The sequence below is a fragment of the Mesorhizobium sp. M0998 genome, assembly GCF_040318885.1.
Classification (GTDB): Bacteria; Pseudomonadota; Alphaproteobacteria; order Rhizobiales; family Rhizobiaceae; genus Mesorhizobium.
Map to the genome: position 1 here is coordinate 320,772 of NZ_JAMYND010000001.1, position 24,498 is coordinate 345,269.

Annotated in this window: 25 protein-coding genes and 1 riboswitch; of the genes, 11 read left to right on the forward strand and 14 right to left on the reverse strand. The window is 62.5% G+C overall.

Annotated features, from left to right (window positions below):
• The first annotated feature begins 384 nt into the window (after positions 1-384).
• The gene (locus NKH59_RS01585) at positions 385-2,019 is read left to right on the forward strand and encodes a calcium-binding protein (RefSeq protein ID WP_353020676.1); all 1,635 of its coding nucleotides are present in this window, start codon (positions 385-387) and stop codon (positions 2,017-2,019) included.
• Positions 2,020-2,179: 160 nt separating this feature from the next.
• Here the strand turns inward: NKH59_RS01585 and NKH59_RS01590 are convergent, their stop codons facing one another.
• Both NKH59_RS01590 and NKH59_RS01595 read right to left on the reverse strand, forming a co-directional pair.
• Entirely contained in the window at positions 2,180-3,163 is a 984-nt protein-coding gene (locus NKH59_RS01590) for an aldo/keto reductase (protein ID WP_353020678.1), read from the reverse strand.
• Between the two features lie 10 nt (positions 3,164-3,173).
• A complete protein-coding gene (locus NKH59_RS01595) occupies positions 3,174-3,329 on the reverse strand; it encodes a YjiS-like domain-containing protein (protein WP_156937304.1) in 156 nt (51 codons plus the stop codon).
• A gap of 235 nt (positions 3,330-3,564) precedes the next feature.
• Here NKH59_RS01595 and NKH59_RS01600 point away from each other — a divergent pair, with 235 nt between their 5' ends.
• Positions 3,565-4,434: a LysR family transcriptional regulator gene (locus tag NKH59_RS01600; RefSeq protein WP_353020680.1), complete on the forward strand. Its 870-nt coding sequence runs from the start codon at positions 3,565-3,567 to the stop codon at positions 4,432-4,434.
• Between the two features lie 160 nt (positions 4,435-4,594).
• Here the strand turns inward: NKH59_RS01600 and NKH59_RS01605 are convergent, their stop codons facing one another.
• From NKH59_RS01605 to NKH59_RS01635, 7 genes are all read right to left on the reverse strand, one after another.
• On the reverse strand, positions 4,595-5,161 hold the full coding sequence (locus tag NKH59_RS01605) for an MBL fold metallo-hydrolase (protein ID WP_353020682.1): 567 nt from the start codon (positions 5,159-5,161) through the stop codon (positions 4,595-4,597).
• A 427-nt stretch (positions 5,162-5,588) separates the two neighbouring features.
• Positions 5,589-5,780: a YdeI/OmpD-associated family protein gene (locus NKH59_RS01610; RefSeq protein ID WP_352587523.1), complete on the reverse strand. Its 192-nt coding sequence runs from the start codon at positions 5,778-5,780 to the stop codon at positions 5,589-5,591.
• A 63-nt stretch (positions 5,781-5,843) separates the two neighbouring features.
• Positions 5,844-6,638: a helix-turn-helix domain-containing protein gene (locus NKH59_RS01615; protein WP_352685785.1), complete on the reverse strand. Its 795-nt coding sequence runs from the start codon at positions 6,636-6,638 to the stop codon at positions 5,844-5,846.
• Positions 6,639-6,713: 75 nt separating this feature from the next.
• Complete coding sequence (locus NKH59_RS01620; protein ID WP_023679472.1) at positions 6,714-7,058, reverse strand: hypothetical protein; 345 nt, start codon at positions 7,056-7,058, stop codon at positions 6,714-6,716.
• Positions 7,059-7,204: 146 nt separating this feature from the next.
• Positions 7,205-7,975 (reverse strand): type 1 glutamine amidotransferase domain-containing protein, encoded by a 771-nt coding sequence (locus tag NKH59_RS01625; RefSeq protein WP_353020683.1) that lies wholly within the window; start codon positions 7,973-7,975, stop codon positions 7,205-7,207.
• Complete coding sequence (locus tag NKH59_RS01630) at positions 7,972-9,471, reverse strand: aldehyde dehydrogenase family protein (protein WP_353020684.1); 1,500 nt, start codon at positions 9,469-9,471, stop codon at positions 7,972-7,974. The genes NKH59_RS01625 and NKH59_RS01630 overlap by 4 nt, the downstream gene beginning before the upstream one ends.
• Entirely contained in the window at positions 9,468-10,109 is a 642-nt protein-coding gene (locus tag NKH59_RS01635) for an NADPH-dependent F420 reductase (RefSeq protein ID WP_352474465.1), read from the reverse strand. Before NKH59_RS01635 ends, NKH59_RS01630 begins: the two co-directional genes overlap by 4 nt.
• Before the next feature lie 383 nt (positions 10,110-10,492).
• A riboswitch (guanidine-I (ykkC/yxkD leader) is annotated at positions 10,493-10,608 on the forward strand.
• Positions 10,609-10,710: 102 nt separating this feature from the next.
• Here NKH59_RS01635 and NKH59_RS01640 point away from each other — a divergent pair.
• The 7 genes from NKH59_RS01640 (at position 10,711) to NKH59_RS01670 (ending at position 16,355) form a co-directional block, all read left to right on the forward strand.
• A complete protein-coding gene (locus NKH59_RS01640) occupies positions 10,711-11,775 on the forward strand; it encodes a putative urea ABC transporter substrate-binding protein (protein WP_353020686.1) in 1,065 nt (354 codons plus the stop codon).
• Positions 11,776-11,813: 38 nt separating this feature from the next.
• Positions 11,814-12,692 (forward strand): ABC transporter permease, encoded by an 879-nt coding sequence (locus NKH59_RS01645; RefSeq protein ID WP_352474480.1) that lies wholly within the window; start codon positions 11,814-11,816, stop codon positions 12,690-12,692.
• Positions 12,689-13,498, forward strand: a complete 810-nt coding sequence (locus tag NKH59_RS01650; protein WP_352474463.1) for an ATP-binding cassette domain-containing protein — start codon at positions 12,689-12,691, stop codon at positions 13,496-13,498. The genes NKH59_RS01645 and NKH59_RS01650 overlap by 4 nt, the downstream gene beginning before the upstream one ends.
• Positions 13,499-13,508: 10 nt before the next feature.
• Positions 13,509-14,717 carry an agmatinase family protein gene (locus NKH59_RS01655; RefSeq protein WP_023679464.1) on the forward strand — a complete coding sequence of 403 codons (1,209 nt, stop codon included), beginning with the start codon at positions 13,509-13,511 and terminating at the stop codon, positions 14,715-14,717.
• Between the two features lie 2 nt (positions 14,718-14,719).
• On the forward strand, positions 14,720-15,259 hold the full coding sequence (locus NKH59_RS01660) for a hypothetical protein (RefSeq protein ID WP_353020688.1): 540 nt from the start codon (positions 14,720-14,722) through the stop codon (positions 15,257-15,259).
• A gap of 47 nt (positions 15,260-15,306) precedes the next feature.
• Positions 15,307-15,900 carry a HupE/UreJ family protein gene (locus tag NKH59_RS01665; protein ID WP_352474460.1) on the forward strand — a complete coding sequence of 198 codons (594 nt, stop codon included), beginning with the start codon at positions 15,307-15,309 and terminating at the stop codon, positions 15,898-15,900.
• A gap of 224 nt (positions 15,901-16,124) precedes the next feature.
• On the forward strand, positions 16,125-16,355 hold the full coding sequence (locus NKH59_RS01670) for a thiamine pyrophosphate-dependent enzyme (protein ID WP_352474481.1): 231 nt from the start codon (positions 16,125-16,127) through the stop codon (positions 16,353-16,355).
• 488 nt (positions 16,356-16,843) lie between these two features.
• Here the strand turns inward: NKH59_RS01670 and NKH59_RS01675 are convergent, their stop codons facing one another.
• Together NKH59_RS01675 and NKH59_RS01680 are read right to left on the reverse strand one after the other, a co-directional pair.
• Positions 16,844-18,133 carry a D-tagatose-bisphosphate aldolase, class II, non-catalytic subunit gene (locus NKH59_RS01675; RefSeq protein WP_352819276.1) on the reverse strand — a complete coding sequence of 430 codons (1,290 nt, stop codon included), beginning with the start codon at positions 18,131-18,133 and terminating at the stop codon, positions 16,844-16,846.
• Between the two features lie 8 nt (positions 18,134-18,141).
• The gene (locus NKH59_RS01680; protein WP_352980485.1) at positions 18,142-19,092 is read right to left on the reverse strand and encodes a sugar kinase; all 951 of its coding nucleotides are present in this window, start codon (positions 19,090-19,092) and stop codon (positions 18,142-18,144) included.
• 264 nt (positions 19,093-19,356) lie between these two features.
• Here NKH59_RS01680 and NKH59_RS01685 point away from each other — a divergent pair, with 264 nt between their 5' ends.
• Positions 19,357-20,379, forward strand: a complete 1,023-nt coding sequence (locus NKH59_RS01685; protein ID WP_352587529.1) for a LacI family DNA-binding transcriptional regulator — start codon at positions 19,357-19,359, stop codon at positions 20,377-20,379.
• Here the strand turns inward: NKH59_RS01685 and NKH59_RS01690 are convergent.
• The 3 genes from NKH59_RS01690 to NKH59_RS01700 all read right to left on the reverse strand — a co-directional run bounded on the left by NKH59_RS01690 (position 20,367) and on the right by NKH59_RS01700 (position 23,535).
• Positions 20,367-21,353 (reverse strand): alpha/beta hydrolase, encoded by a 987-nt coding sequence (locus tag NKH59_RS01690; protein WP_352980486.1) that lies wholly within the window; start codon positions 21,351-21,353, stop codon positions 20,367-20,369. The two genes, NKH59_RS01685 and NKH59_RS01690, sit on opposite strands and share 13 nt — an antisense overlap.
• A gap of 18 nt (positions 21,354-21,371) precedes the next feature.
• Positions 21,372-22,520: a Gfo/Idh/MocA family protein gene (locus NKH59_RS01695; RefSeq protein WP_352819272.1), complete on the reverse strand. Its 1,149-nt coding sequence runs from the start codon at positions 22,518-22,520 to the stop codon at positions 21,372-21,374.
• 253 nt (positions 22,521-22,773) lie between these two features.
• Positions 22,774-23,535 (reverse strand): DeoR/GlpR family DNA-binding transcription regulator, encoded by a 762-nt coding sequence (locus NKH59_RS01700; protein ID WP_352501408.1) that lies wholly within the window; start codon positions 23,533-23,535, stop codon positions 22,774-22,776.
• 162 nt (positions 23,536-23,697) lie between these two features.
• On the opposite strand from NKH59_RS01700, the gene NKH59_RS01705 reads away from it, so the two are divergent.
• Positions 23,698-24,498 (forward strand): beta/alpha barrel domain-containing protein, encoded by an 801-nt coding sequence (locus tag NKH59_RS01705; RefSeq protein ID WP_352501446.1) that lies wholly within the window; start codon positions 23,698-23,700, stop codon positions 24,496-24,498.

The window sequence follows — 24,498 nt, forward strand, 5'->3', positions numbered from 1 at the left end:
CGAATTGTCCACAGCTAATTGGTTGGGCAGTGAAACTGTGGAGGGGCCCGGAGTCAGAGGTTAACGTCATTTTGAATTTCCGTACGAAAGTTGACGTCTAACGCATTAAAATCTATAAATGTATAGCCATTATAAAAATATCGAGGAACTTCAAAAACTACAGCGCCTTCAAAATAAAGTCGCAATTATGGCATCATTCTGACATCAGAAGACAATAAGCATCTTGTCCTAAGTCGCTGCTGTCAAAATAAGTCACAATCCGTGCAGCATTCCTACAAACGGTCAATGATTCTATCGACGGGTGTCTGTATGTGATTTGGCGCTAATATACGCCGTCTGTAGGTAGACGCCGGGCGCTATCGAAATCAGAAAAAGGAATATTGGATGGCAACTCTGCATTATACGTCGGGTGGATCCGCCACCGAAATCGCAACTGCCGGCTTCAATCTGGCTGACGTTCAGTACGCTTCGCAAGTCGACGCGTTGCCGGACGGCATGAAGGGTCTGGTGTACCTCAACGAGCACGAGGGCGTAACTTCATCCTTCATCGAGAAGATGACCCCCTTCCTCGGCAATCCGAATGTGTTCGGATTCTATCTGGTTGACGAGCCCGATCCCACGGGCAGGTGGGGCACCTATGCAACCGCCGAGAACCTGAAGGCGGAATCCGACTGGATCCATGAGCATTTTCCAGGCGCCAAGACCTTCGTCACCATGATGAATATGGGATCCCCTACCAATCCGGATTTTACCAACACCTACAATCCGGCCAACACGCATATCGACTATTTTGGAATAGACCCCTATCCGGTGCGCACGGGAACGGACACGGTCGACTACGACATGATCGACCGAGCCGTGGCTGCAGCGGTGAAGTCGGGCATCCCGATCAGCAACATCGTTCCGGTCTTCCAGGCCTTTGGCGGCGGCAATTGGGAGACTTCCGATGGCGGCAGACAGGTCATGCCCACCACCGAACAGATGCAAACCATGATGGATCATTGGGCCAAGCTGGTTCCGTCACCTGCCTTCGACTACACCTACAAGTGGGGAACGCAGAACGGCGATACCGCGCTTGAAAGCTCCTCGGAACTGCAAGCCGTTTTCCGGGAACACAACACCACTACCGCTGCGGCCTCAGACATCACCAGCAGCGACAGCAGTGCCACCAGCGATAGCAGCTCGACTGTGACTGCGCCTTCCCATGCCGCAACCGGCGATAGCAGCTCGACTGCGACCGCGCCTTCCCATGCCGCCACCGGCGATAGCACCAGCGATGGCAGCTCGACCGCGACGGCGCCTTCGCACCTCATCGCAAGCGATGGCAGTTCGACTGCGACCGCCGCCGGCGCCACCACGAGCGATGGCAGCTCGACTGCGACCGCCCCTTCCACCGGCGATAGCACCAGCGATGGCAGCTCGACCGCGACGGCGCCTTCGCACCCCATCGCAAGCGATGGCAGTTCGACTGTGACCGCCGCTTCCCCCTCCGACCGCGGCGGTTTTCACGCTCTGACCGATCTGTTCGGCAGCAACGACACCAGCCATGATACTGCCGGCGACAAGGGAGGCAGCAGCGTTGACCGGGTGCTGGCCGCGTTGAGCCCCGCGCTTTCGTCCGGCTCGGAGCTTGCCGCGACCAGCAGCCCATCCGAGAAAACGGCAACCAGCCTGACCGGCCACGGGTTCGCCCAACTGCTCCAGGGCAACGAAAATGCCGGCGCCGGTGTCCACAAGAGCGCCGTCGCCGACCTGACATCCGGTCACGGCAACGATGCCTTCGACTTCAGCAAGCTTCAGGACAAAGTCCAGCTCGACCACTCCGCGCTTGCCGACCTCAAGTCGGGCGGGCTTTCATTGCATACTTCCCCTGCTGGTACGGCCACGGATGATGGTTCCCACCACATCATCTTTGACAGCTCAACCGGGTCGCTCTCTCTCGACAGCGACGCGGTCGGCAGCGCAGCTCAAGCGCAGCTCGCTACCCATCTCCCGTTGCAGCATCACTCTTTGATCTGAAAACCGGAGCGGCGGACCTTCAACTCGAGCGTGTCCGCCGCTCCGTCCGTGGTCAATTGCGCCACGGAAGCTTGACTAAGAAAAATGCGATATCGGCAGACATCAGAGAGATCGAAGTTGGTCGCATTATCGCCAATGCGAATTCCGGATTCACCACACCCTACGCAGTCTCGGCAATTTTCAGCACTGCGTCGATCTCGGCCATCACCGTTGCCGGCAGCGGCCCTTTCTCCAGCGCACCGAGATTGTCCTCGACCTGCTCGGGCCGCGTGAAGCCGGGAACCGGCAAGGCGATTGCCGACTTGGCGAGTATCCAGCCGAGCGCGCCTTGCGCAAGCGTGCGTCCGCCCGAGGTGAGCAGGTCGCGGATTGCCGAGAGCCTTGACAGATAGTGCGGGTTGGCGGCGCCATCCCTGAAAAACACCATCCATTCGGCATTCCCGCCGCGCACATCGTTGGTGGGCAGCCGCATGGCCGGCGTGTATTTGCCGGTGAGCAGTCCCATTGCCAGCGGCAGCCGGCTGAACGAGACGAGGTTCTCGCGCGCCGCAACGGCCATCAGCTCGTTCGCCGGGGTAAACACATTGAAGTCGTTCTCTACGGCGACGAACCCCTCGCGCGTCGCGTAGGCGGCAAGCCGTTCGCGGTGATCGGTGCTCCAGCCGAAGCCGCCGATCTTGCCCTCCTGGCGCAACAGGCCGAGCGTATCGAACACCTCGCCGGCGCGCTCGATCGGATACTCGTTGATATGTAGCAGCACGACGTCGATACAATCCCGCTGCAGGCGCTGCCGCGAATTGTCGATCGATGTCCGGATTGCCGCGGCAGAGGCATCCCCGGGTGCGATCTTACGCGTTTCGGGATCGCCGAAATAGCCGACCTTGGTGACGATGACGGCTTCGTCCTTACCCCTCAACGCCCGCCCGAGGATCAGTTCGGCATTGCCGGCGCCGTAGGCGGCAGCCGTGTCGAACACCCGCGCGCCGATCTCATAAGCCATCGCCAGCGCGGCTTGCGACCTGATATCGTCGACCTCGCCATAGATTGTCGCCGTGTCACGCCAACGCGCGGGGCCACCCGCCGCCCAGGTGCCGATGCCGAGGCGCGGTACCGAGCGGCCATCCCAAAGCATCATCATCTGCATGCCCGGCTCCTCAACGGCGCAAGCTGGCGTGGCGGGCACGCTCGCGGATCTCTTCGCGAGAAATGCCGGCATCCGCCAGTGTGCTGTCCCGGGCCTGCCTCAAGCTCGCAAGCGTCTGGCGATAGGCAATCCAGCGGGCGAAACGGTATCGAAGTTCATCCAACATGATCGTCTCCTTTGGTACGCAGAATGCCTGCGCGCCTGGGTTGGTCGGAAGCGCAAAACCTCTGCGCCAATCGCATGCGCGATCGAAAGGGTTCAGTTCGCTTCTTGGCCAGCCGAGGCGCTTGTCCCTGTCCGGCCAGGCAGGATTGTCCAACGCCTCCAATGCCTGCATACTTGCGCACGATGCCCGCTTTGCGCTACAGCCACGGTCGCAAGGAGTTTTTCATTTCTGCAAAATGGATATCGGCTGGGACGATCTGAGGTTGTTTCTCGACGTTGCGCGGCTGGGTGGCTTGAGCGCAGCGACGGGAACCACGCGCCTCAGCGCAGCCACCCTTGGACGACGCGTCACCGCGCTCGAAAAGCAGATCGGCGAACCTCTATTCGTGCGCCAGCAGACCGGCTACCGGCTGACCCCGGTCGGCGAGGAACTGCTGCGGCGCGCCGAAGACGTCGAGGCGGCAATGCAGTCGCTGACCCGCTGGCGCGAGGGAAATCTGCCCGACCGCATTGTCCGCGTCTCGGCCGGGCCATGGACCTCGGCCTTCGTTTCCGCCCATATCGGCGAGATCTGGATGGTCGATGACGGCATAAGGGTAGAGCTTGTCACCACTACCGACCGGGTCGACATCGGCCGCCGTGCCGCCGACATCGGCATCCGCAGCGAGCGCCCGACCGAGCAGTGGCTGGCCGGCCGTCAGAGCGGCAAGGTCGCCCACGCCATTTATTCCGGACGTCACCTGATCAATGGCATCGCCGCCGGATTGTTCGTCGGCGTCACCGGCGAAGGCGCAAACATTGCCTCGGCGCGCTGGCTGCAAGCCCATCACGGCGACCGCATCGCCGTACGCGGCAACAACACCCATTCGGTGCGCGAACTGGTGGCCGCCGGCGCCGGCCTTTCGGTCTTTCCGTGCTTCGTCGGTGACGGCGATCCGCGGCTGGTTCGCGTTGCTCAGCCTATCCCCGAACTTGAAACCGACCAATGGATCGTCACCCATCACGAGGAACGTCACTCCCCGCCGGTACGGAAAGTCGCCGACCGGATTGCCGCCTTGATGCGGGCGCACCAGCCGCTGTTTCGCGGCGAGACGCCGATCCGGTAAGCCTCAGGCAGATCGGCCGCCAGTGGATCAAGAATCAGATATTTTGGTGGGCCGGACGATGGTACCGCCGCCGTTGAGGACGCCGGAGTGCGGCGCGCTGCTCGTCGAGATCCTTGCCTTGGGCGAAGAGAGCGGTATAAACCGACCAGCACGGGGCCGCCTATCCGGTCACTCGTCCTCCTGCCGGCTCATAGCCGTATGCTTCGCCCTTACGCACCACGCGACCGATGCCCGGCCAGCCAAGGTGCCCGCCGGCGATCCACGTCCCCCCCTCGGCCGCGTCACTGAAAACCTTTAGGCGGGTTGCGCGCGCGGTCAGCTGATCGTCGTCATAGCCCCAACTGAACGCGGGAGTGCCGAACTGCAAGGCCGGCACATGAACGATGTCCCCGAAGAATAGGAAACGGTCCTCGTCCGTGTCGAACGTGTAGCCGGTATGACCGGCAGCATGACCGGGCAAGGCGACCGCCCTCAATCGCTCACCCACCTGGTCGCCATTCTGGACAGCCTTCAGCAGGGGCCGGAACTGCGCAAGGTGCGCGTAAGCGAAAAAGCTCTGCACAGCCGCTTCGGGAATTACGATCGCCTTCAAGTTTGGAAAGAGCACTCGGCCGTCGGGGGTCAAAAGTCCGTGCACATGATCCTGATGGGCGTGGGTGAGCGCCAAGACCGTGATCGAAGCCGGGTCGATCTTGGCTTCCGCCATGGCCTGCTCAAGACGCCCCACTGTCGGGGCCCAGCCCCTCCTCCGCTGTCGATCAGAACGCCGTCAACGCCTGGACCTGCGAGGGCGAAGCAATTGACAGACAGGCGAAGCGCCCCTGCCAACGCAGCTTGCGGCACCGGATTATCCTGCGGGTCCCGCAGAAGGTCCGCCGGCATCTCGATGTAACCGTCCGAGAGCGACCAGACGCGCCACCTTCCCGACGTGCTGCCGAGCACGTTATTAGTTTGCGATGTCACGATCATATGGCCACCTGCCGCAAACGAAAATGGAGGATAGGTTCGATTGTCACTATTTGGCTCTCTGCATCCTCTGCGCAAAAACGTGGGGAAATCGATGAAGATCAATGCGGAAAGCACCCGATCTCGATAGGCCACGGATCGGAAGATGATCGTTGACGGATCTGGTAGCTTCGCGGCGATGCCAACTCTTATTGCATTCCCATGTAGATTCCTCCCTTCGTAAGCTCGTCAATCATCTGATTTATGCGCTTTCGGCGTGTTTCCGGGTGACGGGCGCGCTCGATCCAATGCAAGTAATCATTGCGCTGATAGGGAGGCCGTTGCTCGAAAGCAGTTATCAGATTTGCGGCCTCGAGCTCTGCACGCAAACTGTCGGGCATCTTAGCCAACGGACGTTTCAGCAACTCACATCTCCGCCATTCGATGCTGGAATAGATCACAAGTCAGCCGTCGCGCCTGCGAGACCGCAGCCGGCCTGGCGACAGCCCTTTCAATCGGGTCACGACGCGATTCATATGGGCCTGGTGAGTGAAACCCGCGTGCTGAGCAATCTCGGCCAGCGGCAGATTGCTATTTTCCAAAAGCTCGACCGCGCGATCAACGCGGCGGCGTAAAATGAATTGATGTACCGGCAATTGCGTCGCCTCGCGAAAGGCGGCGGTGAAGGCGCGTCGTGGTATTCCCGCGATTCCGGCAAGATGGTCGATCGACACCCCCTTTTCCAGATCGCCGTCAATCGCAGCGAGGACCCGGTCGAACCGCTGCGAGGTTAGGACCGGAGACTTCTGCTGCCGCTGGCGTGCATGCCCGAGACGGAGCAGGTTCGCGAAAACCAGGCCCAGCGTCCATTCGCGGACGATCGGGTTGACTGGCGGGTCGCCTTCGAGGCGTCGGCACAACTCGGCCACCAGCGAATCGCGTATCGGTCGATCGGTCAGGATTACCAGGTCCTCGGGGGTCCCGCCTGCGGATACCAGGAGCCTTGACGCCAGCGCGGAGTCAACGGTGATCATCGTCAGCTCTCGCGGCTCCTCGATCTTGAACCGCGTGGCACGCTCGGGAAGACTGAGCAGCAGGTCGCCGGGGCGGGTGAAGACGCGCCGCAGCCCGCGGCCAAGATCGATCTCTGCATAGGATGAACCGCTGCGAATCACACGCAGCTGAACGACTCCGGCCGGCGCATGGCGATAGTCGCCGGCAGGAAAGAACAACCTCTTTGCACTTGCCGCGGTCACCATCGTTGTACCGGGCGTCCGGACGCAAGTTCCTCCAGGACTTCGATGATCGATCGCCGCATCCTCGATCCTTGATGCCTACACTTTTGCCCGTTTGACTGGTCCACCAGGCGCATCATTTGCCAGGGCAGTCAGTTCACCAATCCGGGGCACAAAGATGTTGTGCAGTGTCTGGGTCATAATGGTCATTTCACGCTGAACTTGCAGTTCCTGTGCGGCGGGAAACAATGTGTCCTGCAAGAAGAGCTCCAGGCCTGCCTTGTCGTCCCATATCTCGATGATGCGATAACCATCGTCTGTGGCATGCGCGATGTGCTGGTAGATGCCGCCAGCGGGCCGTTTCTCCACGCCGATCCGATCGAGGATGCGGCTATAATCTTCGGCCGTCAGGCCGGCAATATCAAGTGTCGTCACTACGGCCATGGTTCATCCTCGCTGCTGATAGTGGTTGTTTGAGGTGGAGTTCTTGGACGGACCCCGGATCCTATTGGGCCGATGTCGTTTGGCATCGCCCGCCCTGACGGCGAGTTTGTCTCCCGAACTTCACCGACAGGAGCGGTCTTTGGTCCTCAGCCACCGAGCGCCTCGATGACAAGACGGGCGGTCGCCGCTCCGGAGAAGTTCTGCTGGCCGGTGATCAAATTGCCATCGCGCACCGCAAAATCGCGCCACAGCCCGGCCTGAATATAGTTCGCGCCGAGCGCACGCATCTCATCCTCGATCCGCCATGGCATCAGATGCGTACCGTGCGGCAGCGCGCCCATCTCCCAGACGGCATTGTCGGCGAAGTCCTCCTCGACATTGGCGAACCCCGTAACAGTGCGCCCTTTGGCCAGCAGCTCGCCGGTTAAGAGGCGCGCGTAGCGCAGCAGCGCGACGCCATGACACAAGGCGGCCGCGACCTTGCCGGCCGCGAAAAAGTTGACGAACAGCCGCTGCAGCTCAGTTGCGCCTTCGAAGGTGAACATCGGCGCCTGGCCGCCAGCGACGACGATCGCGTCGAACGCGTCGGCCGACAGCTCTGCGATGGGCCGGGTCGTCTCCACCAGCGCCGCCAGTTTCGGCGTCGACAGGAAACCGAGCGAGATCAGATCCGTATCCGAATAGCCGGACGGATCGCGCGGGTCGCTCAATGCATCCGCCTCGCATTTGCCGCCCTCAGGCGAGAAGATCGCGACTTCGTATCCGCGGTCGGTGAAGGCGAGCCAGGGATGGGTCAACTCGCTCCACCAAAACCCGACAGGCCAGCCGGTGGTGATCGATACAGCCGGGTTGGAAAGGACCATCGCGATGCGTTTGGGATGCCGCGGGTCGAGTGGGTTGGAATCGCGCACGCTCATCGGGCCATCTCGACCGGTTCGCCAAGATTCGCCCAAATCGTCTTGTATTGGGTGTAGCTTTCCCACGCCTCGCGGCCCTGCTCGCGGCCATAGCCGCTCATCTTGAAACCTCCGAACGGCGCATTAGGATGGTACTTGTGCCAGCAGTTCAGCCAGACCGTGCCTGCCTTGATCCGGTCGGCGAGCCGCAAGGCGCGGCCGAGATCGCTGGTCTGGATGCCCGAGGCGAGCCCGTAGCTCGTATCGTTGGCGATCCGGATCGCGTCCTCCTCGCTGTCAAATGGAATCACCGGCAGGACGGGGCCGAAAATCTCTTCGCGCGATATCCTTAGGTCGTTGGTCGCATCGGCGAAGATGGTCGGCTCGATGAAGAGGCCCTTGCCGTTGACCTGGCGGGTGCCGCCGCCCGCGGCCAGTCGCGCGGTGCGCTTGCCCTCTTCGACATAGCTCAAGACCTTGTCATACTCGCCCCGCGATGCGATCGGCCCGATCATCGTCGCAGGGTCCAGCGGATCGCCGAGCGTCGCCGACTTCGCCATGGCGCTCAGCTTCTCGACGACCTCGTCATAACAGGCGCGTTCGACCAGCAGGCGCGATCCGGCGACGCAGACTTCGCCCTTGTTCCAGAAGATGCCCCAGAAGGCTGCCTGTATCGCGGCATCGATATCGGCATCGGCGAAAACGATATTGGGACTCTTGCCGCCGAGCTCCATGGTCAGGTGTTTCATCGTCCCGGCACCGTTGCGCATGATGCCCTGGCCGACGGCGGTCGACCCGGTAAAGGCGATCTTGTCGACGCGGACATCGTTGACCAGCGCGTCGCCTATGGTGCCGCCCGGGCCGGTGACGAGATTGTAGACGCCCGGCGGCACGCCCGCGTCGAGGATGACTTGCGCCAAGGCGAGGGCCGTCAGGGGCGTGTCGGTCGCAGGCTTGTGAACGACCGTGTTACCCGCCGCGAGTGCCGGCGCGATCTTCGAACAGGACAGCGCGAGGGGAAAATTGAACGGGGTGATCGCAGCGACCACGCCGAGCGGCTCGCGCCGCGTCAGGATCCTGATATTTGGTTCGTAGCTTGTACGATAGGCGCCGTCCATCGCGCTCATGGCGAGCCCGCCATGAAAGCGGAACAGTCCTGAGCAGTGCGGCATGATGATATCGCGGAAATCGCGATAGGGCATACCCATATCCATCGCCTCGCGCACCGCGAAATCCTCGGCCCGCTCGTCCATCAGATCGGCGATGCGAAACAGGATCTTGGCGCGCTCCTCATGATGCATCCGCGCCCAGGGTCCTTGCTCGAAAGCCCGCTGCGCGGCCGCGACGGCATCGCTCGTGTCGGTGACGTCCGCCTTCGCAATATCGGTGATAGCCGCCTCCGTGGTCGGATCAAAAGTCGTCGAAGTCTCGCCACCGACGGCATCGCGCCATTGGCCATCGATCAGCAGACGTCCTACTGGAATCGCGTTGCGCCGCGCGGGTAGATAATCAGTCATGAACCGGTTCCGTCCTGTCGAATGAGATTGAAGGAAATTGTCGGCCCCATCCCCCGCCGATAGGCGAGTTGGACCAATAGCAGCATCATCGGCTCGATCAGGCGCGAGGCCGTGAGATCGCCGACATCGACCGGCATTGTCGGTAGATCGGCGAGAAGCCGGCAAACCGCCGCCTTGGCATTAGCGTCATTGCCGGCGACATAGCTCGTCACCGGATCGCCGTTGAGACGCGGATCATCCCTGTCAAGCAATTCGGCAAACGTCGGAATGCACTTGACGACAAGCGCGCCCGGCGCGTGCCTCTGAACCTCCTCGCCTACAGAAGTCGCAGTGCCTAGCAGCATCGTGGAAAGGTCAGGCGCGACTGCATTGGTATTGTCCCAGACGACCTTGCCCGACAAATCGCCAAGCGCGTCCATCGCCAACTCGAGAGCCGGCCATGGCGTCGCCAGGGCAATTACGTCGGCCCATCTCGCTACTTCGTCAGGGGCACCGAAGCCAACACGGAGGGTTGCCGCGATTGCGCGCAACTTGCCTTCGTCACGACTGAAGCTGAGGCGAATTTCGTGCCCGGCGAGGCCAAGACGTTTCGCCAAGGCCTTCCCGAGCGAGCCTGGTCCGATGATCGCAACTTTCACAACTGCCTCCCGACACGCGATCGGGCTTCCCTAGCATCATTGCGGTCGCGCTTATTTCACGAATTGCCCTTGCACGATCGGGCGCACTTGTCACATGGGTCGGCGCCAATTGGCATCCGGATCGGCGTTCACGCCCTCCCCTGAATGTGTCCCTACTGGGGACATATGTGCGGGGCGACTATAGAGCAGGGTACCATTTTCTCAGCGCAGTTCCCCAGGGCACAAGGCTGCTCATATTGGTTGACGCTAGATTTTCTTTGCCTAATCCGTCGGCGTTGCGATGACTTTTGTGGCATCAGCATAACGCGATTGCCTGCAAATCCGGGGAAAGGCCGCCTCAGGACGGCTTTCCGGACTGGCACGCCCCTTGCTTCGTTGTTCACGTGCAGAGCGTCTAGGGTTCCGGCCGTGTCGATCACGGTGCTGGTCCAAGAGACGCGACCGCTTGAGATGCATTGAGGCATCCGGCGGAACACGGCGGGCCAAAATCCCGGGAGAACCCTGCACGGGTTTGCTGGCGCGAACCTCTCCCGGATGCGCGCTCCGTGAACCCCCCAAACAGACGTTCGGACGCAATCCGGATCGCAAACAGGGGTATGCAATGCTTCGCAAACTGGCCACAATCATCCTAGCCGCATCACTCAGCCTCCCCTTCATCTCAGCCGCGCAAGCGGCGCCCAAGAAAGACTTCAAGATTTGCTGGTCGATCTACGTCGGCTGGATGCCGTGGGGCTATCTTTCCGATAGCGGCATCATGAAGAAGTGGGCCGATAAATACGGCATCAATGTCGAGATCACCCGCATCAACGACTATGTCGAAAGCATCAATCAGTACACGGCCGGCGGCTTTGACGGCTGTTCGATGACCAACATGGATGCGCTTTCGATCCCGGCCGGCGGCGGTGTCGACACGACGGCCTTGATCGTCGGCGATTTCTCCAACGGCAACGACGCGGTCATCCTCAAGAACAAGACCACGCTCAAGGATATTGCCGGCCAGAAGGTCAATCTCGTCGAGCTTTCCGTCTCACATTACCTACTTGCGCGCGCACTGGAGACGGTGGGGTTGGCCGAAAAGGACATTACGGTGGTGAACACCTCCGATGCCGACATGGTCGCTGCCTACGGCACCAGCGATGTCACTTCCGTCGTCACCTGGAATCCGCTGGTCTCGGAAATCGCCGCCATGCCGGGCGCCCACAAGGTATTCGATTCGACTGAGATTCCCGGCGAGATCATCGACATGATGGTCGTCAACACCGCGACGCTGAAGGACAATCCGTCCTTGGGCAAGGCGCTTGTCGGTGCATGGTATGAAGCCATGGCGCTGATGACGTCGGGCACGCCCGAAGGCAAGGCGGCCAAGGAAGAGATGGCCAAGGCGTCGGGGACGGATCTTGCCGGTTTCGACGCTCAGCTTGCATCAACGGCGATGTTCTTCGAGCCGGCCAAGGCGGTCGCATTCACCAACGGCGCCGAACTGCCGAAGACCATGGATCTGGTGCGCAACTTCCTGTTCAGCCACGGCATTCTTGGTACCAACGCGCCGAGCGTCGACGTGATCGGCATGAGCTTCCCCGATGGCTCGACGCTGGGCGATGTCAACAACGTCAAGCTGCGCTTCGATCCGGCCTTTATGGCAGAGGCGGCGGGCGGAACGCTCTGACGCGGGAGCGCGACATGCTAGCCAGAGGTACCGGCATCATGCAGGCCGCGGCAGGCCCCGAAGTCGCCCGCCTGCAACCTAGCAGGCCGAAAGCGCGGCTTCGCCTCATCAACGCGACGGTCTCGCGCGGCGGAGCGTTGCTGCTTGGGACGCTGCCGTTTGCCGCCGTGGCGATTGCCTATCTCTTCGCTTCGTCGCAAAGGCTGGCGGTCAATCCCAGCGACAAGCTGCTGCCCTCCCCTGCACAGATGTGGTCGGCCTTTTCAGACCTGGCGACAGTGCCGGACAAGCGCTCCGGCGACCTGATCCTGTGGGCCGACACCTATGCCAGCCTGATCAGGCTGTTCGCCGGAGTCGGCATGGCCACGCTGGTGGCGCTCAGCCTCGGCGTCGCCATAGGTTTCATCCCGCGCGTCAGGGCCTTTCTGCTGCCCTTGGTCACAGTTGTCTGCGTCATCCCGCCACTGGCGCTGCTGCCGATCCTGTTCATTGCGCTCGGCCTCGGCGAAACGGCCAAGATCACCTTGATCGCTCTCGGCGTCGCACCGGTCATGGTGCGCGACATCGCCAACCGGGTGATGGAATTGCCGCCGGAGCTCGTCGCCAAGGCACAGACGCTCGGCGGCAACAGCTGGACCATGGTGCTCAGGCTGGTGCTGCCACAGGTCATGCCGCGCCTCATCACTTGTGTACGGCTGGCGCTTGGGCCGGCCTGGCTGTTCCTGATCGCGGCAGAAGCCATCGCCTCCACCGAGGGGCTCGGCTACCGCATCTTCCTCGTTCGTCGCTACCTATCGATGGACGTCATCCTGCCTTACGTCGCCTGGATCACGCTGCTTGCGGTGATGACCGACTGGCTGCTCGTGCGGCTCTCTCACGTCATCTCGCCCTGGGCTCATCCGGTGCGGCGCAGATGAGCCGGATCCTCGTCCATAGACTGGAGAAGAGCTACGGCGACGCCCGCGTGCTGGAACGGGTCAACGTCTCCGCCGAAGCGGGTGAATTCCTGTCGCTGGTTGGCGCCAGCGGTTGTGGAAAATCGACGTTCCTGCGCATCCTGCTTGGCCAGGAACAGCAAAGTGGCGGCGTGGTCGTCGTCGGCGACCAGCCGATCGTGCCGGAGCCGACGCCGCAGCGCGGCATCGTCTTCCAGCGCTATTCCGTGTTTCCGCATCTGACCGCGTTGCAGAACTTGCTGCTGGTCGAGGACTTCCGTTCGGGCGGACCGTTCGGCCGCGTCTTCGGCGCCAGGCGCACAAGCGCCAGGCAAGAAGCCGAAACCATGCTGGAACGGGTCGGGCTTGGCCATGCGCGCGACCTCTATCCGGCCATGCTTTCTGGCGGCATGCAGCAGCGGCTGGCGATCGCGCAGACCTTGCTCGGCCGGCCGCAGATCCTGCTTCTCGACGAGCCGTTCGGCGCACTCGATCCCGGTATTCGCATCGAGATGCATGAGCTGCTCACCGAGCTCTGGACCGAGCACGGCATGACCGTGGTCATGGTCACCCACGATATCGGCGAGGCATTCAAGCTCGGCACCCGCGTGCTGGTCTTCGACAAGGTGCGCCACGACCCCCAGTTCCCGTCCGCCTATGGCGCGACGATCACCTACGATCTGAAGCTCGACCGCAAGCACCGGGCTTCCGCACGAGACGTGGCCGAAGTGGCCGCGATGGTCGGGACGACCCGACTGGATAGCGCAATCGCGACGACGGCGTCGTGAAGGAGGTTTCATGCACAGAGATAGTCCAGAACGCCGGCATCGTCGCGCCGGGCTCACCGACCACCAGCCACGCCAACGCTTCCACCATCCGAACTTCGAGATCCGCGACATGCAGGGCTGGAAGTCTATCGAGGCGGAAGGAAAGCTGCCCGAGGACGGCTGGCGCAAGGAACAGAAATGGGCACTCGACATGGGCCTGCCCGGATCGGATTCGATCATCGACAAGTCGATCCCGACATTCGCGCGAGGCGAGTTGCCGCACTTCGCCGGCATCAACACCTTCCTCAAGGCGCCCTATGTCGAGAACGTCCGCGATGTCGGCAGATATGACGCTGCCGTCATGGGCATTCCTTTCGACAGCGGCACCACTTACCGGCCCGGAACCCGCTTCGGGCCGCAAGGCATGCGCCGCATCTCGGCGCTTTACACCCCTTACAATTACGAGCTCGGTGTCGACCTGCGCGAGCAGATGACGCTTTGCGACGCCGGCGACGTCTTCACCATCCCCGCCAATCTCGAAAAGAGCTTCGACCAGATCACCAAGGGCGTCAGCCATGTCGCCTCGTCCGGCGCGCTGCCGATCATGCTCGGCGGCGACCATTCGATCGGGTTTCCGTGCGTGCGCGGTATCGCCGACGTGACCTCCAAGCGAATCGGCATCATCCATTTCGACCGCCACATCGACATCCAGGAAAAGGATCTCGACGAACGTATGCACACGACGCCCTGGTATTGGGCGACCAACCTGCCGAACGTCTCGGCCACCAATCTGGTGCAGCTCGGTATCGGCGGCTGGCAGGTGCCCCGTTACGGCGTGGCCGAGGCGAGAAAGCGCGGAACCAACGTGCTGACGATCTCCGATATCGAACAGATGGGGCTGGAGAAGGCGGCCGAGATCGCGCTCGAGCTCGCATGGAAGGACACCGACGCCGTATACATCTCCTTCGATGTCGACAGCATCGATTGCGGTTTCGTGCCGGGTACGGGCTGGCCGGAGCCCGGTGGCTTCCTGCCGCGCGAGGCACTGAAGCTGCTCGGGCTAGTGTCGGCGCCCGGCATCTGCGGACTGGAAGTGGTCGAGGTGTCGCCGCCCTACGACACGTCAGACATCACGGCGCTGTTTGGCGTGCGGGTTGTCGTCGAGGCGCTAGGCTCGATGGTCGCGCACGGCAATCTCGGCAAACACAAATCCATCATCGACAAGCCGACGAGCTTTTGACCATGCACGATGATCATCACCACCACAGCCATGATCATGGCGACGGTCACCATCACGGGCCGAACGGTCATCATCACCATCCCCACCCCGTCGGCCACAACGGGCCGGCCGGCAAGCCGTTGCAATGGCAGACACCGCATCTACCACACGACCATGCGCCCGAACCCGCCGACGCGCGGGCGACCGATCTCGATCTCGTCGAGATCGCGTTTCTCGAAGGGTTTTCGCGGGCGCCCGACCCGTCCAGTTTCCTGCGCCTCGCCGGGATTCCGTTCGTCGGCGAGACCGCCGACGGCGTGCGGCTGCATCTTCTGCGCGTCGAGACGCAGGACATGGTCGATGTCGGCGCCGTCATGCCGCTGATTGGTGGCGCCGGCGTCACCTATCACCCGCTGCCCGCGAAACTGACGTCGCGCCGGCGCCGCCTGGCCTTCGTCTACCATAACGGCAAGGCACAAACGCCCCTTGACTTCGGCGAGGCGCGACTTCTGGCCGACAGGTCCGGCGCCGCACGATTCACCATGCCAGGGGCCGGACAATGAGCACCGGCCTTGAACCGATCGCACCCCTATCAAACAGGTCCAGAACCATGAACAGAACGCTTTCATCCTTCGGTAGACTCGCCCTGGCAGCCGCCACAACCCTCATCCCCTCATTGGCCTTCGCCCATAGCGGCGGTTTTCATGCCCACGGGTTTGTAGACGGCCTTCAGCACCCGCTGACCGGTATGGACCACCTGCTTGCCATGATGGCTGTAGGCATCATTGCCGCTCGCGCCGGCGGCAAGGGGATCATCATCGTGCCGTCGTGCTTTGTCTCGGCGATGCTCGCTGGCGCCCTGCTCGGTATCGCCGGCATCGGCCTGCCCTCACTGGAAACCGGCATAACGCTATCGCTGGTGGTCTTCGGCGCCATGATGGCGCTTGCCAAGCCGCTTCCGCTCGCTGTGGCCGCCTCGCTGACTGCTCTCTTCGCCCTCTTCCACGGCAATGCCCATGGCCTCGAAATTCCCGAGACGGCCAGCGGCATCGCTTATGCGGTCGGCTTCGTGGTCGCTACTTCGGCTCTTCACGCGACCGGCGCGTTAGCCGCCCTGACACTTCGGCGCTGGCCGCGAGCCATCCGCACGGCAGGCGTCGGCACGTCGTTGGTCGGCGTGGCGCTGGCGGCACAGATCATCTGAACCGCAGCCCATTCATCTGCGATGAACAGGAGGCGAAGGCGTGATCAACCGGCTAACCGTTGGGCAGCGCATCCGAAACGTGCTGTACCAGATCCTGAAGACCCGGTCTGAGCGACTCTGATCTCATCCGGAGATTGAGGCTAGCAGCTTGCCGTACGCCGCGCGCGCGTACGGAGCCGTCCGCCGTGGGTTGCGATTAACTTCCTAGCTGCAGCCGGACGGTCTTGCCTGACGTAGCCGGCCTGTTCCCAGCTACGCCAAATGATCGCCGTCGTGAACTCCGCGCCGGCGAGCGTGACTTGGTCGTCACCGCTGCTGGCGGCCTCCCGGGCGAGGTCATGAAGAACTGGCGTGTCAAAGCGCCGAACACATTCGATCGCGAATTCGGCTTCTCACGCATGGGCTACGAGATCGCCTGGGGTGCGGCGATGGCCGATGTAGCATCCAGACAGTAATTCGAGGTCGATTGCGTAGGGGACTATGCGCGGCTTTCTATTCCGAACACCGTGCCGGCGTCGTTCAAGCACTTGATAAACGATCCTGACACTCCACCGGCGGTTGGCAACACATCTGCGGCCTCCACAGGCCCACCATAAGTCAATAAAATCAAACGCTATGGACGGCGGTTCGCCAGCCTTGACTTGGCTAACCAAGTGCAACAATGCCTCTAAATCATTGAAAGGTAACGATAATGGTGGGCCCGGAGGATGTGCTAGGAACGTCGATTTGATTGGGTTTTTCGTGGGCCAAAATCAGAAGTATTCCCGTATCGTTCCGTATGGTTCCGCGATGCTCTCACCGTCGAATTGGCTGTGCCCTGCTTATATTAGTCCAACAGCAGCCCAACTTCGAAGGTCCGGCATAGGCTCCGCGTGTGTCGGCTGAGCGCACATCTTAGATCACGCGCGTCCTCCGGGCGCGGCTCGACCCTGCAACGGCGAATCTAGGACGATCCGCGCTGCTGTAACGTCGCACGCCCATAGGAATCGAGGACACGGGTGATGCTGCCAATCAGCAGGTCATGCGCGACGGGCTCGATCCGACCTGCCGCAACCTCGGCATCGAGTTGCCCCAGATACTGGCTGATCAAAGGGCGGGGAATGTCCCTGTCGCCCAGAAAATCCAGCAGCGTCTGTGTCGCGTGCTGTGCGTCGGGCGTCGGCCAGTAGTAACGGATGCGGTCGCTGAAGGAGAAGTGCCGCTGCACGCGCTGCTCGTCCGGCGTACCCGGATAGTATTTCTGCCAATTGTCCGGCGAGGCCAGCATGACGCGCTCCATCGCCGCCGGTAGGCTTTCGCGGGACGGGTCTGGCGCAAGCACGTCGGCGATGTGGCTCAGCCCGTACAACGCCTCGCGCAGCGCGAAGGTGAGCCAGGGTCCAACCTTGAGGATGGCGAAGCCGTCGCGCACCAGAGCCCCAAGCGCCTCGTTTGGCTGGTAGTCGGTCGAATGCGCCTCGAAGACGAATTGCGGCATGCGCCCGAGCACGGCGACCAGCTGCGTCGCCTTCCGCGGCGCGTAGGCGATGATCTCGGCATTACCGAATTCGACGCCCGGCTGGACGACGACGCCGACCGCACGCGCAAAGGCAGCATCGAGGCCGGCGCGCGAAAATGCCTGTCGGTGGATCTCGACGGTGCGCAGGGCGTCATCGGGTTCGGTGACATGCATATGGTCGAGCGCTTCGAGCGCGCCGCCCGGCACCGGAACTTCGGTGCCGATGATGTAGACCGGTTTCTCGCCGCCAATGCGTTCGACCGCCACCTCGGCGACGGCCGCAAGCGCCGCGGCGCGTGCAGCGATGGTCTCGTCGGCAAGCGCGGCTGGATCGTCGGCGCAAGCCATGCTGGTGTCGAGATGCAGCTTGGTGAAGCCGGCGCCGGCATAGGCGTCGATCATCGCCTTCGCCTTCGTCATCGCCTCGGCGGAAGGAAGATGCTTCCACGGATTGGGACCGAGATGGTCGCCGCCGAGGATCAGGCGATCGAGCGGAAAGCCGGCCCTTTGCGCATGGCCCTCGACGAAGCTGCGGAAGCCGGCGGGCGTCATGCCGGTGTAGCCGCCTTCGTGATTGACCTGGTTGCAGGTCGCCTCGATCAGCACATCGGAACCGCGCGACGCGCCGTGGCGGAGCGCGGCCTCGATCACCAGCGGATGCGCCGAACAGATCGAGGCGATGCCGCCTTTCTCACCCGCGGCGCGCTTCACCGCGATGCTGGCAAATCTCTGCATCGCGGCCCTCACGGCCGGCCCCTCCCGGCGGTGGTTGCGAAAGCCTCAACCTCGGCCAGCGGAAAGATACCTTCCATTGGCCCCTTGCGAGTAACGGCTAGCGCGCCACACGCATTGGCGATCATGAGCGCCTGGGCGGGTGCCGCACCACGAAGCCAGAATGAGACGAAGGCAGCGCCGAAACAGTCACCGGCGCCGGTCGGATCGACCTCGTTGATGGCAAAGCCCGGCAAGGCCACCGTGCCGTGACGGTCGTGGAAGGCGGCGCCGTCGGTGCCCTTCTTGAGGACGACGCAGGAAACGCCGCGCTGCAGGAGGTCGTCGACCGCGCCCTTTTCGTCGCCGGCCGACGAAAACAGGAACAGTTCGTTGCCGCTCGGCAGGAAGACATCGGTTTGCTTGAGCACTTGGTCGAGCGCTTCGCGCATGCCGGAGGCCTGCATGATCTCGCGGCGAATGTTGGGGTCGAAGGACACCGTCCCGCCCTTGGCCTTCACCGTTTGGATCGCCGACAACGCGACATCGGTGGCGCGGTCGGAGAACAGTGACGAGCCCATGATATGGACATGGTCGGCGCCGGCCAGCATGCTTGTCGCAGCGGCATCGATCCCGACCAGGCCGGCGGCGCTGTTGCGGATGTTGAAGACAAAGTGCCGGCTGCCATCCGCCCGGTAGGTGACGAAGGCGGTGCCCGTCGCGTGGCCCTTGTGAACCGCGATCGCCGACACGTCAGCTCCCAGGGTCCGCAGCCGCTCGATGTTCAACTGGCCGAAATCGTCCTCGCCGACCGCGCCGATCAGGCCGGCGGGTTGGCCGAGCGCTGCGGCCTGGCCGATGAAGATGGCGGGCGCGCCGGACGGATAAGGCCCCAGCAGCGGGCCCGGTTCGAGAAAGCTCTGGCCGATACGCTCGGCCATGATCTCGACGAGGATCTCGCCGGCTGAGACCAGCTTCTTCATCGCGGAATTCCTCCCGGCGTCTCGCTCCAGTCCGACTGCGGACTTCAGTCGCGCACAATTGTGCCTGGCGGCAACCGACATCCAGAGTCAATACGGCTTGCACTTTTTGCGCCAATTAATAAATTTACGCGTGGAATAATTTTGTTATACGCGTTAAAACAGCTACAGTTTTCTGTAAAATTTTGCCTTGCGGTTGCACGCCGGCGCACCGTAAGTAGGTGCCGGACAGCACAAGGAACGAGGTTTCCGGAAGGCGGGGAATCGCTGGCGATGAAGCACAAGACGATGGAGGATTTCGCCCGCTCCTGTGGCGTCTCCAGGCCGACCTTGTCGAAATATTTCGACGATCCGACCAGCGTCAAGCCGGCGACGCGAAAGCGCATCGAGGAAGCGCTGCGCTCGTCCGACTACCAGCCCAATTTGTTCGCGCGCAACCTCAACCGCAAGCGTACCCGCAGCATCGGCATCATGGTGCCGACGGTGGCCGATCCCTTCTATTCGGAGATGGTCAGCCGCATAGAACTCAGGCTGCGCGACGAGGGCTACTGGCCGATCGTGATCTCCTCGCACGGCTCGCGCGAACTCGAAGTGGAGGCAACGCGAACGATCCTGTCGCTGAAAGTCTCCGGCGCGCTGATCGCACCGCTCGGCGTGCGCTCGGACCACCGCACGCTGGAAAAGCTGACGCAGGCGATCCCGGTCGTCTATTTCGACACCTATCTCGAAGGCGGGACGCCGTTCGTCGGCAACAACAACGCACAGAGCGTCTCGACCATCGTCGATTATCTTTGCCGGTCCGGCGGCGCCCCGGTCTATTTCGACATCCCGCATGTCAACCACAACTCGCCGGAACGGCTGGAGAGCTATGTCGCCTCGATGAAGCGGCTCGGGCATGAGCCGGTCGTCATCGGCAACACCGAGGACTACACTTGGGATTTCGAACGGATCGGCTACGAGCAGACGGAAACGATGCTCGACAATGGCGGCCTGGCGGGAAAGACCATCCTGTGCAACAACGACCGCTTGGCCTTTGGCGTGATGGCCGCCGCCTATGCGCGCGGACTCAAGATCGGCCGCAAGGGCGATTGCGACCTGCGGGTAGCCGCCCATGACGATCATCCACTCAGCCGCTACACCTGCCCCGGTCTCACCACCATGGCGCAGGACTTCGCCTCGATGGCCGGGCGCAGCGTCGAGATGCTGCTGGCGGTGCTTGAGGAGGACGACACGGCGGTCGCACCCAAAGTCAGTCTCGATGCGACGCTGGTGATGCGTCAGTCGGCCTGATCTTTCCCAAAAGCCGAATCGAAGCCGCGCCATGCGGCGACCGCAGCGCCAACGGCCTGTCGCGCTGCCGTGCCATGGCGGCCCATGGAAACAAAACCATGGATCTGGCCTGGCCAACGCCGCAGCACGACCGGCACACCGTCATCTTGCAGACGCCCGGCGTAGGCCTCGCCTTCATCAGCGAGGATGTCGTGACCCGCGATGGCGACGAAGGCTGGCGCCGCGCCCGCGAGGCTTTCCGCCCTGAGTGGCGAGGCGCGCCAGTCGTCGATGTCGGCGGCATAGCGGACATAGTGATCGCGAAACCAGGCCATGGTCGAGGCGGTCAGGCCAAAACCTTCGGCGAAACGGCGATAGCTGTCCGCCGTCTGCGCGGCATCAGTGTTGGGATAGAACAGCAGCTGCGCGGTCAACGGAATAGGATCGCCCCGCGCGAGAAGACTAAGCACCGTGGCGAGATTGCCGCCGGCGCTGTCGCCGGCAACGGCAATGCGCAGAGCGTCGATGCCGAGATCGCCAGGTGCCTCTTGTATGAAGGAGAGCACGGCGCGGCAATCCTCGACCGCGGCCGGGAATTTGTGCTCCGGCGCCAGCCGGTAGGCGGGCGAAACGACGACGCAAGCCGCCATATTGGCGAACCAGCGGCAGATCTCGTCATGGGAATCGAGATTGCCGATCACCCAGCCGCCGCCATGCAGGTAAAGCAGCGCCGGGGCAGTTGCATCAGGCGCGTCCTGCCCGCGATAGATCCTGAGCGTCAGCGAACCGCCGGGTCCAAGGATGGCGCGCTCAGTGACCGAAGCCACCGGCTCGCGCTCACCCTGCTGGTCCGGAAGGCCTTCTTCGTAGGCACGGCGTGCCTGTTGCGGTGTACCGGTCTCGAATGGCAAGGCGTCGGCCTGCCGGCCGAGCTCGAGCACATGCCGGGCTTCCGGGTCGAGTGGGGACAGGGACGGCGCTGAAGGCGATGTCATCATGGATCTCCCTCCCCATCAGGCAAGCAGACCTGCCGCCTCGTCCTCGCCGAGCAGCGGCGGCTGGTCGACGGTCCCATTGACGGCAATTGAGCCGCGGCTTTCGCCCGAAGCCAGGATCGCCTCCATGATCTCCAGAACATGCAGCGCCAGATCGCCGGAGGCGCGGGGCTTGCGCCCATCGGCCAGCGCCCGCGCAAGATCGGCGACGCCTAGCATGCGGTAGTTGGCGCGGTCGGGTGCGACATAGGGCCAGTTGCGCGCACCGTAGAGTTCGGCCTCGCTGGCGAAATCGGCCCAGTCGTCGCCGCGCGCCGAGAGCGAAACTGTGCCGCCGAATGTGTCGGGATCGGGCAATCGCAGCGAGCCTTCGGTGCCGTGCAGTTCGATCGGATGGTTGGAGTGCTTGAACACGTCCCAGGACGCGCCGAAGGTGACGGTGGCGCCAGAGCGGAACTCCAGCAGGGACAGGATGGTGGTCGGCGTGCCGACCTTAAAGCTGGTGTTCTTGTAAGGACCTTCGGCTGATATCAGACGTTCCTCCTGACCGCGCGTCGCCATCGCCATGACGCGCTCGACCGGGCCGAGCAGGTTGACCAGCATCGTCAGGTAGTAAGGGCCCATGTCGAAGACCGGGCCGCCGCCTGGCTGATAGTAGAATTGCGGATTGGGATGCCAGTGCTCCATGCCGCGCCCCATCATGAAGGCGGTGCCGGTCACAGCGCGGCCGATCGCACCCTCATCCATCAGCCGGCGCGCCCGCCGGCCGGCAGCGCCGAGGAAGGTGTCGGGAGCCGAGCCGAGCTGCAACCGGCGCGCCCTCGCCTCCTCGACCAGCCGGCGGCCGTCGGCGGCCGATGTCGCCAAAGGCTTTTCGGTAAAGACGTGCTTTCCCGCCGAAAGCGCCGAAAGCGAAATGTCGAAATGCGCCGCCGGTATCGTCAAATTGAGAACAAGATCGATGTCCGGGTCGGCCAGCAGCGCGTCGACGCCGAGTGCGCGGATGCCATGCTCCCTGGCGCGCAGCGCAGCCATATCGGCCGAAATGTCGGCGCAGGCGCTGAGCTCTACCCCGCCGAACAGAGCCGCATTGCGCAAATAGGTCATCGAGATGTTGCCGCATCCGATGACGCCGACGCCGAGCTTTGTCTTTGATTTTCTGTGCATTTCAGATCGTACCTCTAACGCGGTCATGGCCTGGCTACGGCAAGGTTCATAGTCGAAAGCCGCTATATAACATTTTAAATCTTGACGCGCGTAAAATTTTTATAGAGCATGTGAAAACGCTGGCGCAGCATTGGAGGCCGCCAGCCTTGAGGAGGAGAACATGACTGACATGAAAAACGGCCAACGGCCGATGCGAATCCCGTGAGTCATGCGCGCACTGGATCTTTCCGTCGCGGTAGGAACCGAGACGGGTTCAGGCATAGATCACCTTGGCCCTGATCCTATCAAGCTGGCTGCGTATTGGACCGGGCAGGCCATCGTCGGTGATCACCACATCGACGGCCGACAGCGAAAATGCCTTGGAGGTCCCGCTGACGCCCCATTTGCTCGAATCGGCGAGGAGGACAACGCGCCGGGCCATGCGAACGAGGTTTCGCTTCGTTCGCGCCATGTCTTCGTTCACGTCGACCACATCCAGTGACGAGTCTATCGCATGCGCTCCAACAAAGACCTGATGCGCCACCAAGCCGCCGAGAGCCGTATCGGCATCGGTGATCAGTGTGCTCACCGTGTCGGGATAGACCCGGCCGCCGATCATATGAACGTCGAGCCCGGGACGATGCATAAGGTGCTGCACGATATTCATGGCCGTGGCCGCGACCACGACATTGCTGAGCGGCGGTAACTGCATGGCAAGCTGCATCAATGTCGAGCCGCCGTCGAAGATGACCGATTGGTTGTCCTCGAAGAGGTCTACCGCCGCCCGCGCGATGCGCTTCTTTGCGTCGAGGTTCGCTTGCATCCGCCGGGCGAACGCGGCCGTAGTCGAATCGGTGGTACGGGTCACCGCCCCTCCACGGGTCTTGGTCAGTAGTCCCTTTCGGTCCAGTATCTCGAGGTCGGAGCGCACCGTGACTTCCGACACGCCAAACCCGTCTGACAGGTCCTTCGTGCGAACCTGTCCGCTGCGTTGCACCTCACCCAGGATCGATTGGCGTCTCTGCTCCGACAACATTGCCCTGCCCTTGCCTCCCTACGCCAAGCAACCGCTCTGGCCTCGGCTCACCTTAGCAAAAATACGCAAATTCGAAAGCTTTCGAAAGATTGTTTTTCTTATTTCTTTCGGAAACACTGGGTCCAGGATTTTGAAATCAAACGATTGGGGAATTTTGCACTCATGAGCCTAGGAACCAAGGTGCGTCTTGCGCGCCTCTTCTCGCATCCATCGGGGAACCTTTTTGGCGGCGCCGTCGACCACTTCGTCGGCTATGGTGACGTGCGCAAAGGCGGCCTTGCCGACCTGCCGGGTGCGCTTGCACGCGTCATGGCGGGCAGACCCGATTACGTCAGCATCCAGCCTGGCACCGCGCGCCATCTGTGGCCGCAATATGCGGGCAAGGCTTCTCTGGTGATTCAGGCGGGCTGCTTCACTCCGGACGATCGCATCAGCGAGTTGATCGCAACGCCCGAGGATGCGGTGCGCGCCGGGGCCGATGCGTTGGCCGTGGCCATTCCGGTGCGCGGCGCGACCGAGGGCAAATACATACGCTGGCTCACCGATTCGGTAAACGCGGCGGCGCGCTACGGCATGCCTGTGGTGGCGCATATCTACCCACGCGATTTCACCGACGGAGCAAGAATCGTCTTCACCCCCGACGAGATCGCCTATGCGGCGCGCATCGGCTACGAGTCCGGCGTCGACGTGATCAAGATCGGCTACACGGGCGATTTCGAGTCGTTCCGAGAGACCGTCCGGACCTGCCCGGTGCCGGTTGTGATCGCGGGTGGTCCGAAAACCGATACGCTGCTCGGCGCGCTCAAGCAGACGGCGGACGCCATCCGTGCCGGCGCACGCGGTGCCGTGGTAGGCCGCAATCTTTGGGGGCATGGCGATCCGGAGAAGGCTGCGCTTGCCTTTCGGGGCGTCATCCATGACGGCCTTTCGGCGCAAGACGCCCTGGCAAAGGCGGGTGCCTGA

What these genes read in the sequence shown, in the direction of transcription:
- NKH59_RS01590 (WP_353020678.1), bottom strand. Translation starts at nt 3,163, where the DNA reads ATGCAGATGATGATGCTTTGGGATGGCCGCTCGGTACCGCGCCTCGGC.
- NKH59_RS01680 (WP_352980485.1), bottom strand. Translation starts at nt 19,092, where the DNA reads ATGAAGAAGCTGGTCTCAGCCGGCGAGATCCTCGTCGAGATCATGGCC.
- NKH59_RS01640 (WP_353020686.1), top strand. Translation starts at nt 10,711, where the DNA reads ATGCTTCGCAAACTGGCCACAATCATCCTAGCCGCATCACTCAGCCTC.
- NKH59_RS01630 (WP_353020684.1), bottom strand. Translation starts at nt 9,471, where the DNA reads ATGACTGATTATCTACCCGCGCGGCGCAACGCGATTCCAGTAGGACGT.
- NKH59_RS01625 (WP_353020683.1), bottom strand. Translation starts at nt 7,975, where the DNA reads ATGAGCGTGCGCGATTCCAACCCACTCGACCCGCGGCATCCCAAACGC.
- NKH59_RS01655 (WP_023679464.1), top strand. Translation starts at nt 13,509, where the DNA reads ATGCACAGAGATAGTCCAGAACGCCGGCATCGTCGCGCCGGGCTCACC.
- NKH59_RS01650 (WP_352474463.1), top strand. Translation starts at nt 12,689, where the DNA reads ATGAGCCGGATCCTCGTCCATAGACTGGAGAAGAGCTACGGCGACGCC.
- NKH59_RS01615 (WP_352685785.1), bottom strand. Translation starts at nt 6,638, where the DNA reads ATGGTGACCGCGGCAAGTGCAAAGAGGTTGTTCTTTCCTGCCGGCGAC.
- NKH59_RS01645 (WP_352474480.1), top strand. Translation starts at nt 11,814, where the DNA reads ATGCAGGCCGCGGCAGGCCCCGAAGTCGCCCGCCTGCAACCTAGCAGG.
- NKH59_RS01610 (WP_352587523.1), bottom strand. Translation starts at nt 5,780, where the DNA reads ATGCCCGACAGTTTGCGTGCAGAGCTCGAGGCCGCAAATCTGATAACT.
- NKH59_RS01705 (WP_352501446.1), top strand. Translation starts at nt 23,698, where the DNA reads ATGAGCCTAGGAACCAAGGTGCGTCTTGCGCGCCTCTTCTCGCATCCA.
- NKH59_RS01675 (WP_352819276.1), bottom strand. Translation starts at nt 18,133, where the DNA reads ATGCAGAGATTTGCCAGCATCGCGGTGAAGCGCGCCGCGGGTGAGAAA.
- NKH59_RS01700 (WP_352501408.1), bottom strand. Translation starts at nt 23,535, where the DNA reads ATGTTGTCGGAGCAGAGACGCCAATCGATCCTGGGTGAGGTGCAACGC.
- NKH59_RS01585 (WP_353020676.1), top strand. Translation starts at nt 385, where the DNA reads ATGGCAACTCTGCATTATACGTCGGGTGGATCCGCCACCGAAATCGCA.
- NKH59_RS01600 (WP_353020680.1), top strand. Translation starts at nt 3,565, where the DNA reads ATGGATATCGGCTGGGACGATCTGAGGTTGTTTCTCGACGTTGCGCGG.
- NKH59_RS01595 (WP_156937304.1), bottom strand. Translation starts at nt 3,329, where the DNA reads ATGTTGGATGAACTTCGATACCGTTTCGCCCGCTGGATTGCCTATCGC.
- NKH59_RS01620 (WP_023679472.1), bottom strand. Translation starts at nt 7,058, where the DNA reads ATGGCCGTAGTGACGACACTTGATATTGCCGGCCTGACGGCCGAAGAT.
- NKH59_RS01695 (WP_352819272.1), bottom strand. Translation starts at nt 22,520, where the DNA reads ATGCACAGAAAATCAAAGACAAAGCTCGGCGTCGGCGTCATCGGATGC.
- NKH59_RS01660 (WP_353020688.1), top strand. Translation starts at nt 14,720, where the DNA reads ATGCACGATGATCATCACCACCACAGCCATGATCATGGCGACGGTCAC.
- NKH59_RS01690 (WP_352980486.1), bottom strand. Translation starts at nt 21,353, where the DNA reads ATGACATCGCCTTCAGCGCCGTCCCTGTCCCCACTCGACCCGGAAGCC.
- NKH59_RS01665 (WP_352474460.1), top strand. Translation starts at nt 15,307, where the DNA reads ATGAACAGAACGCTTTCATCCTTCGGTAGACTCGCCCTGGCAGCCGCC.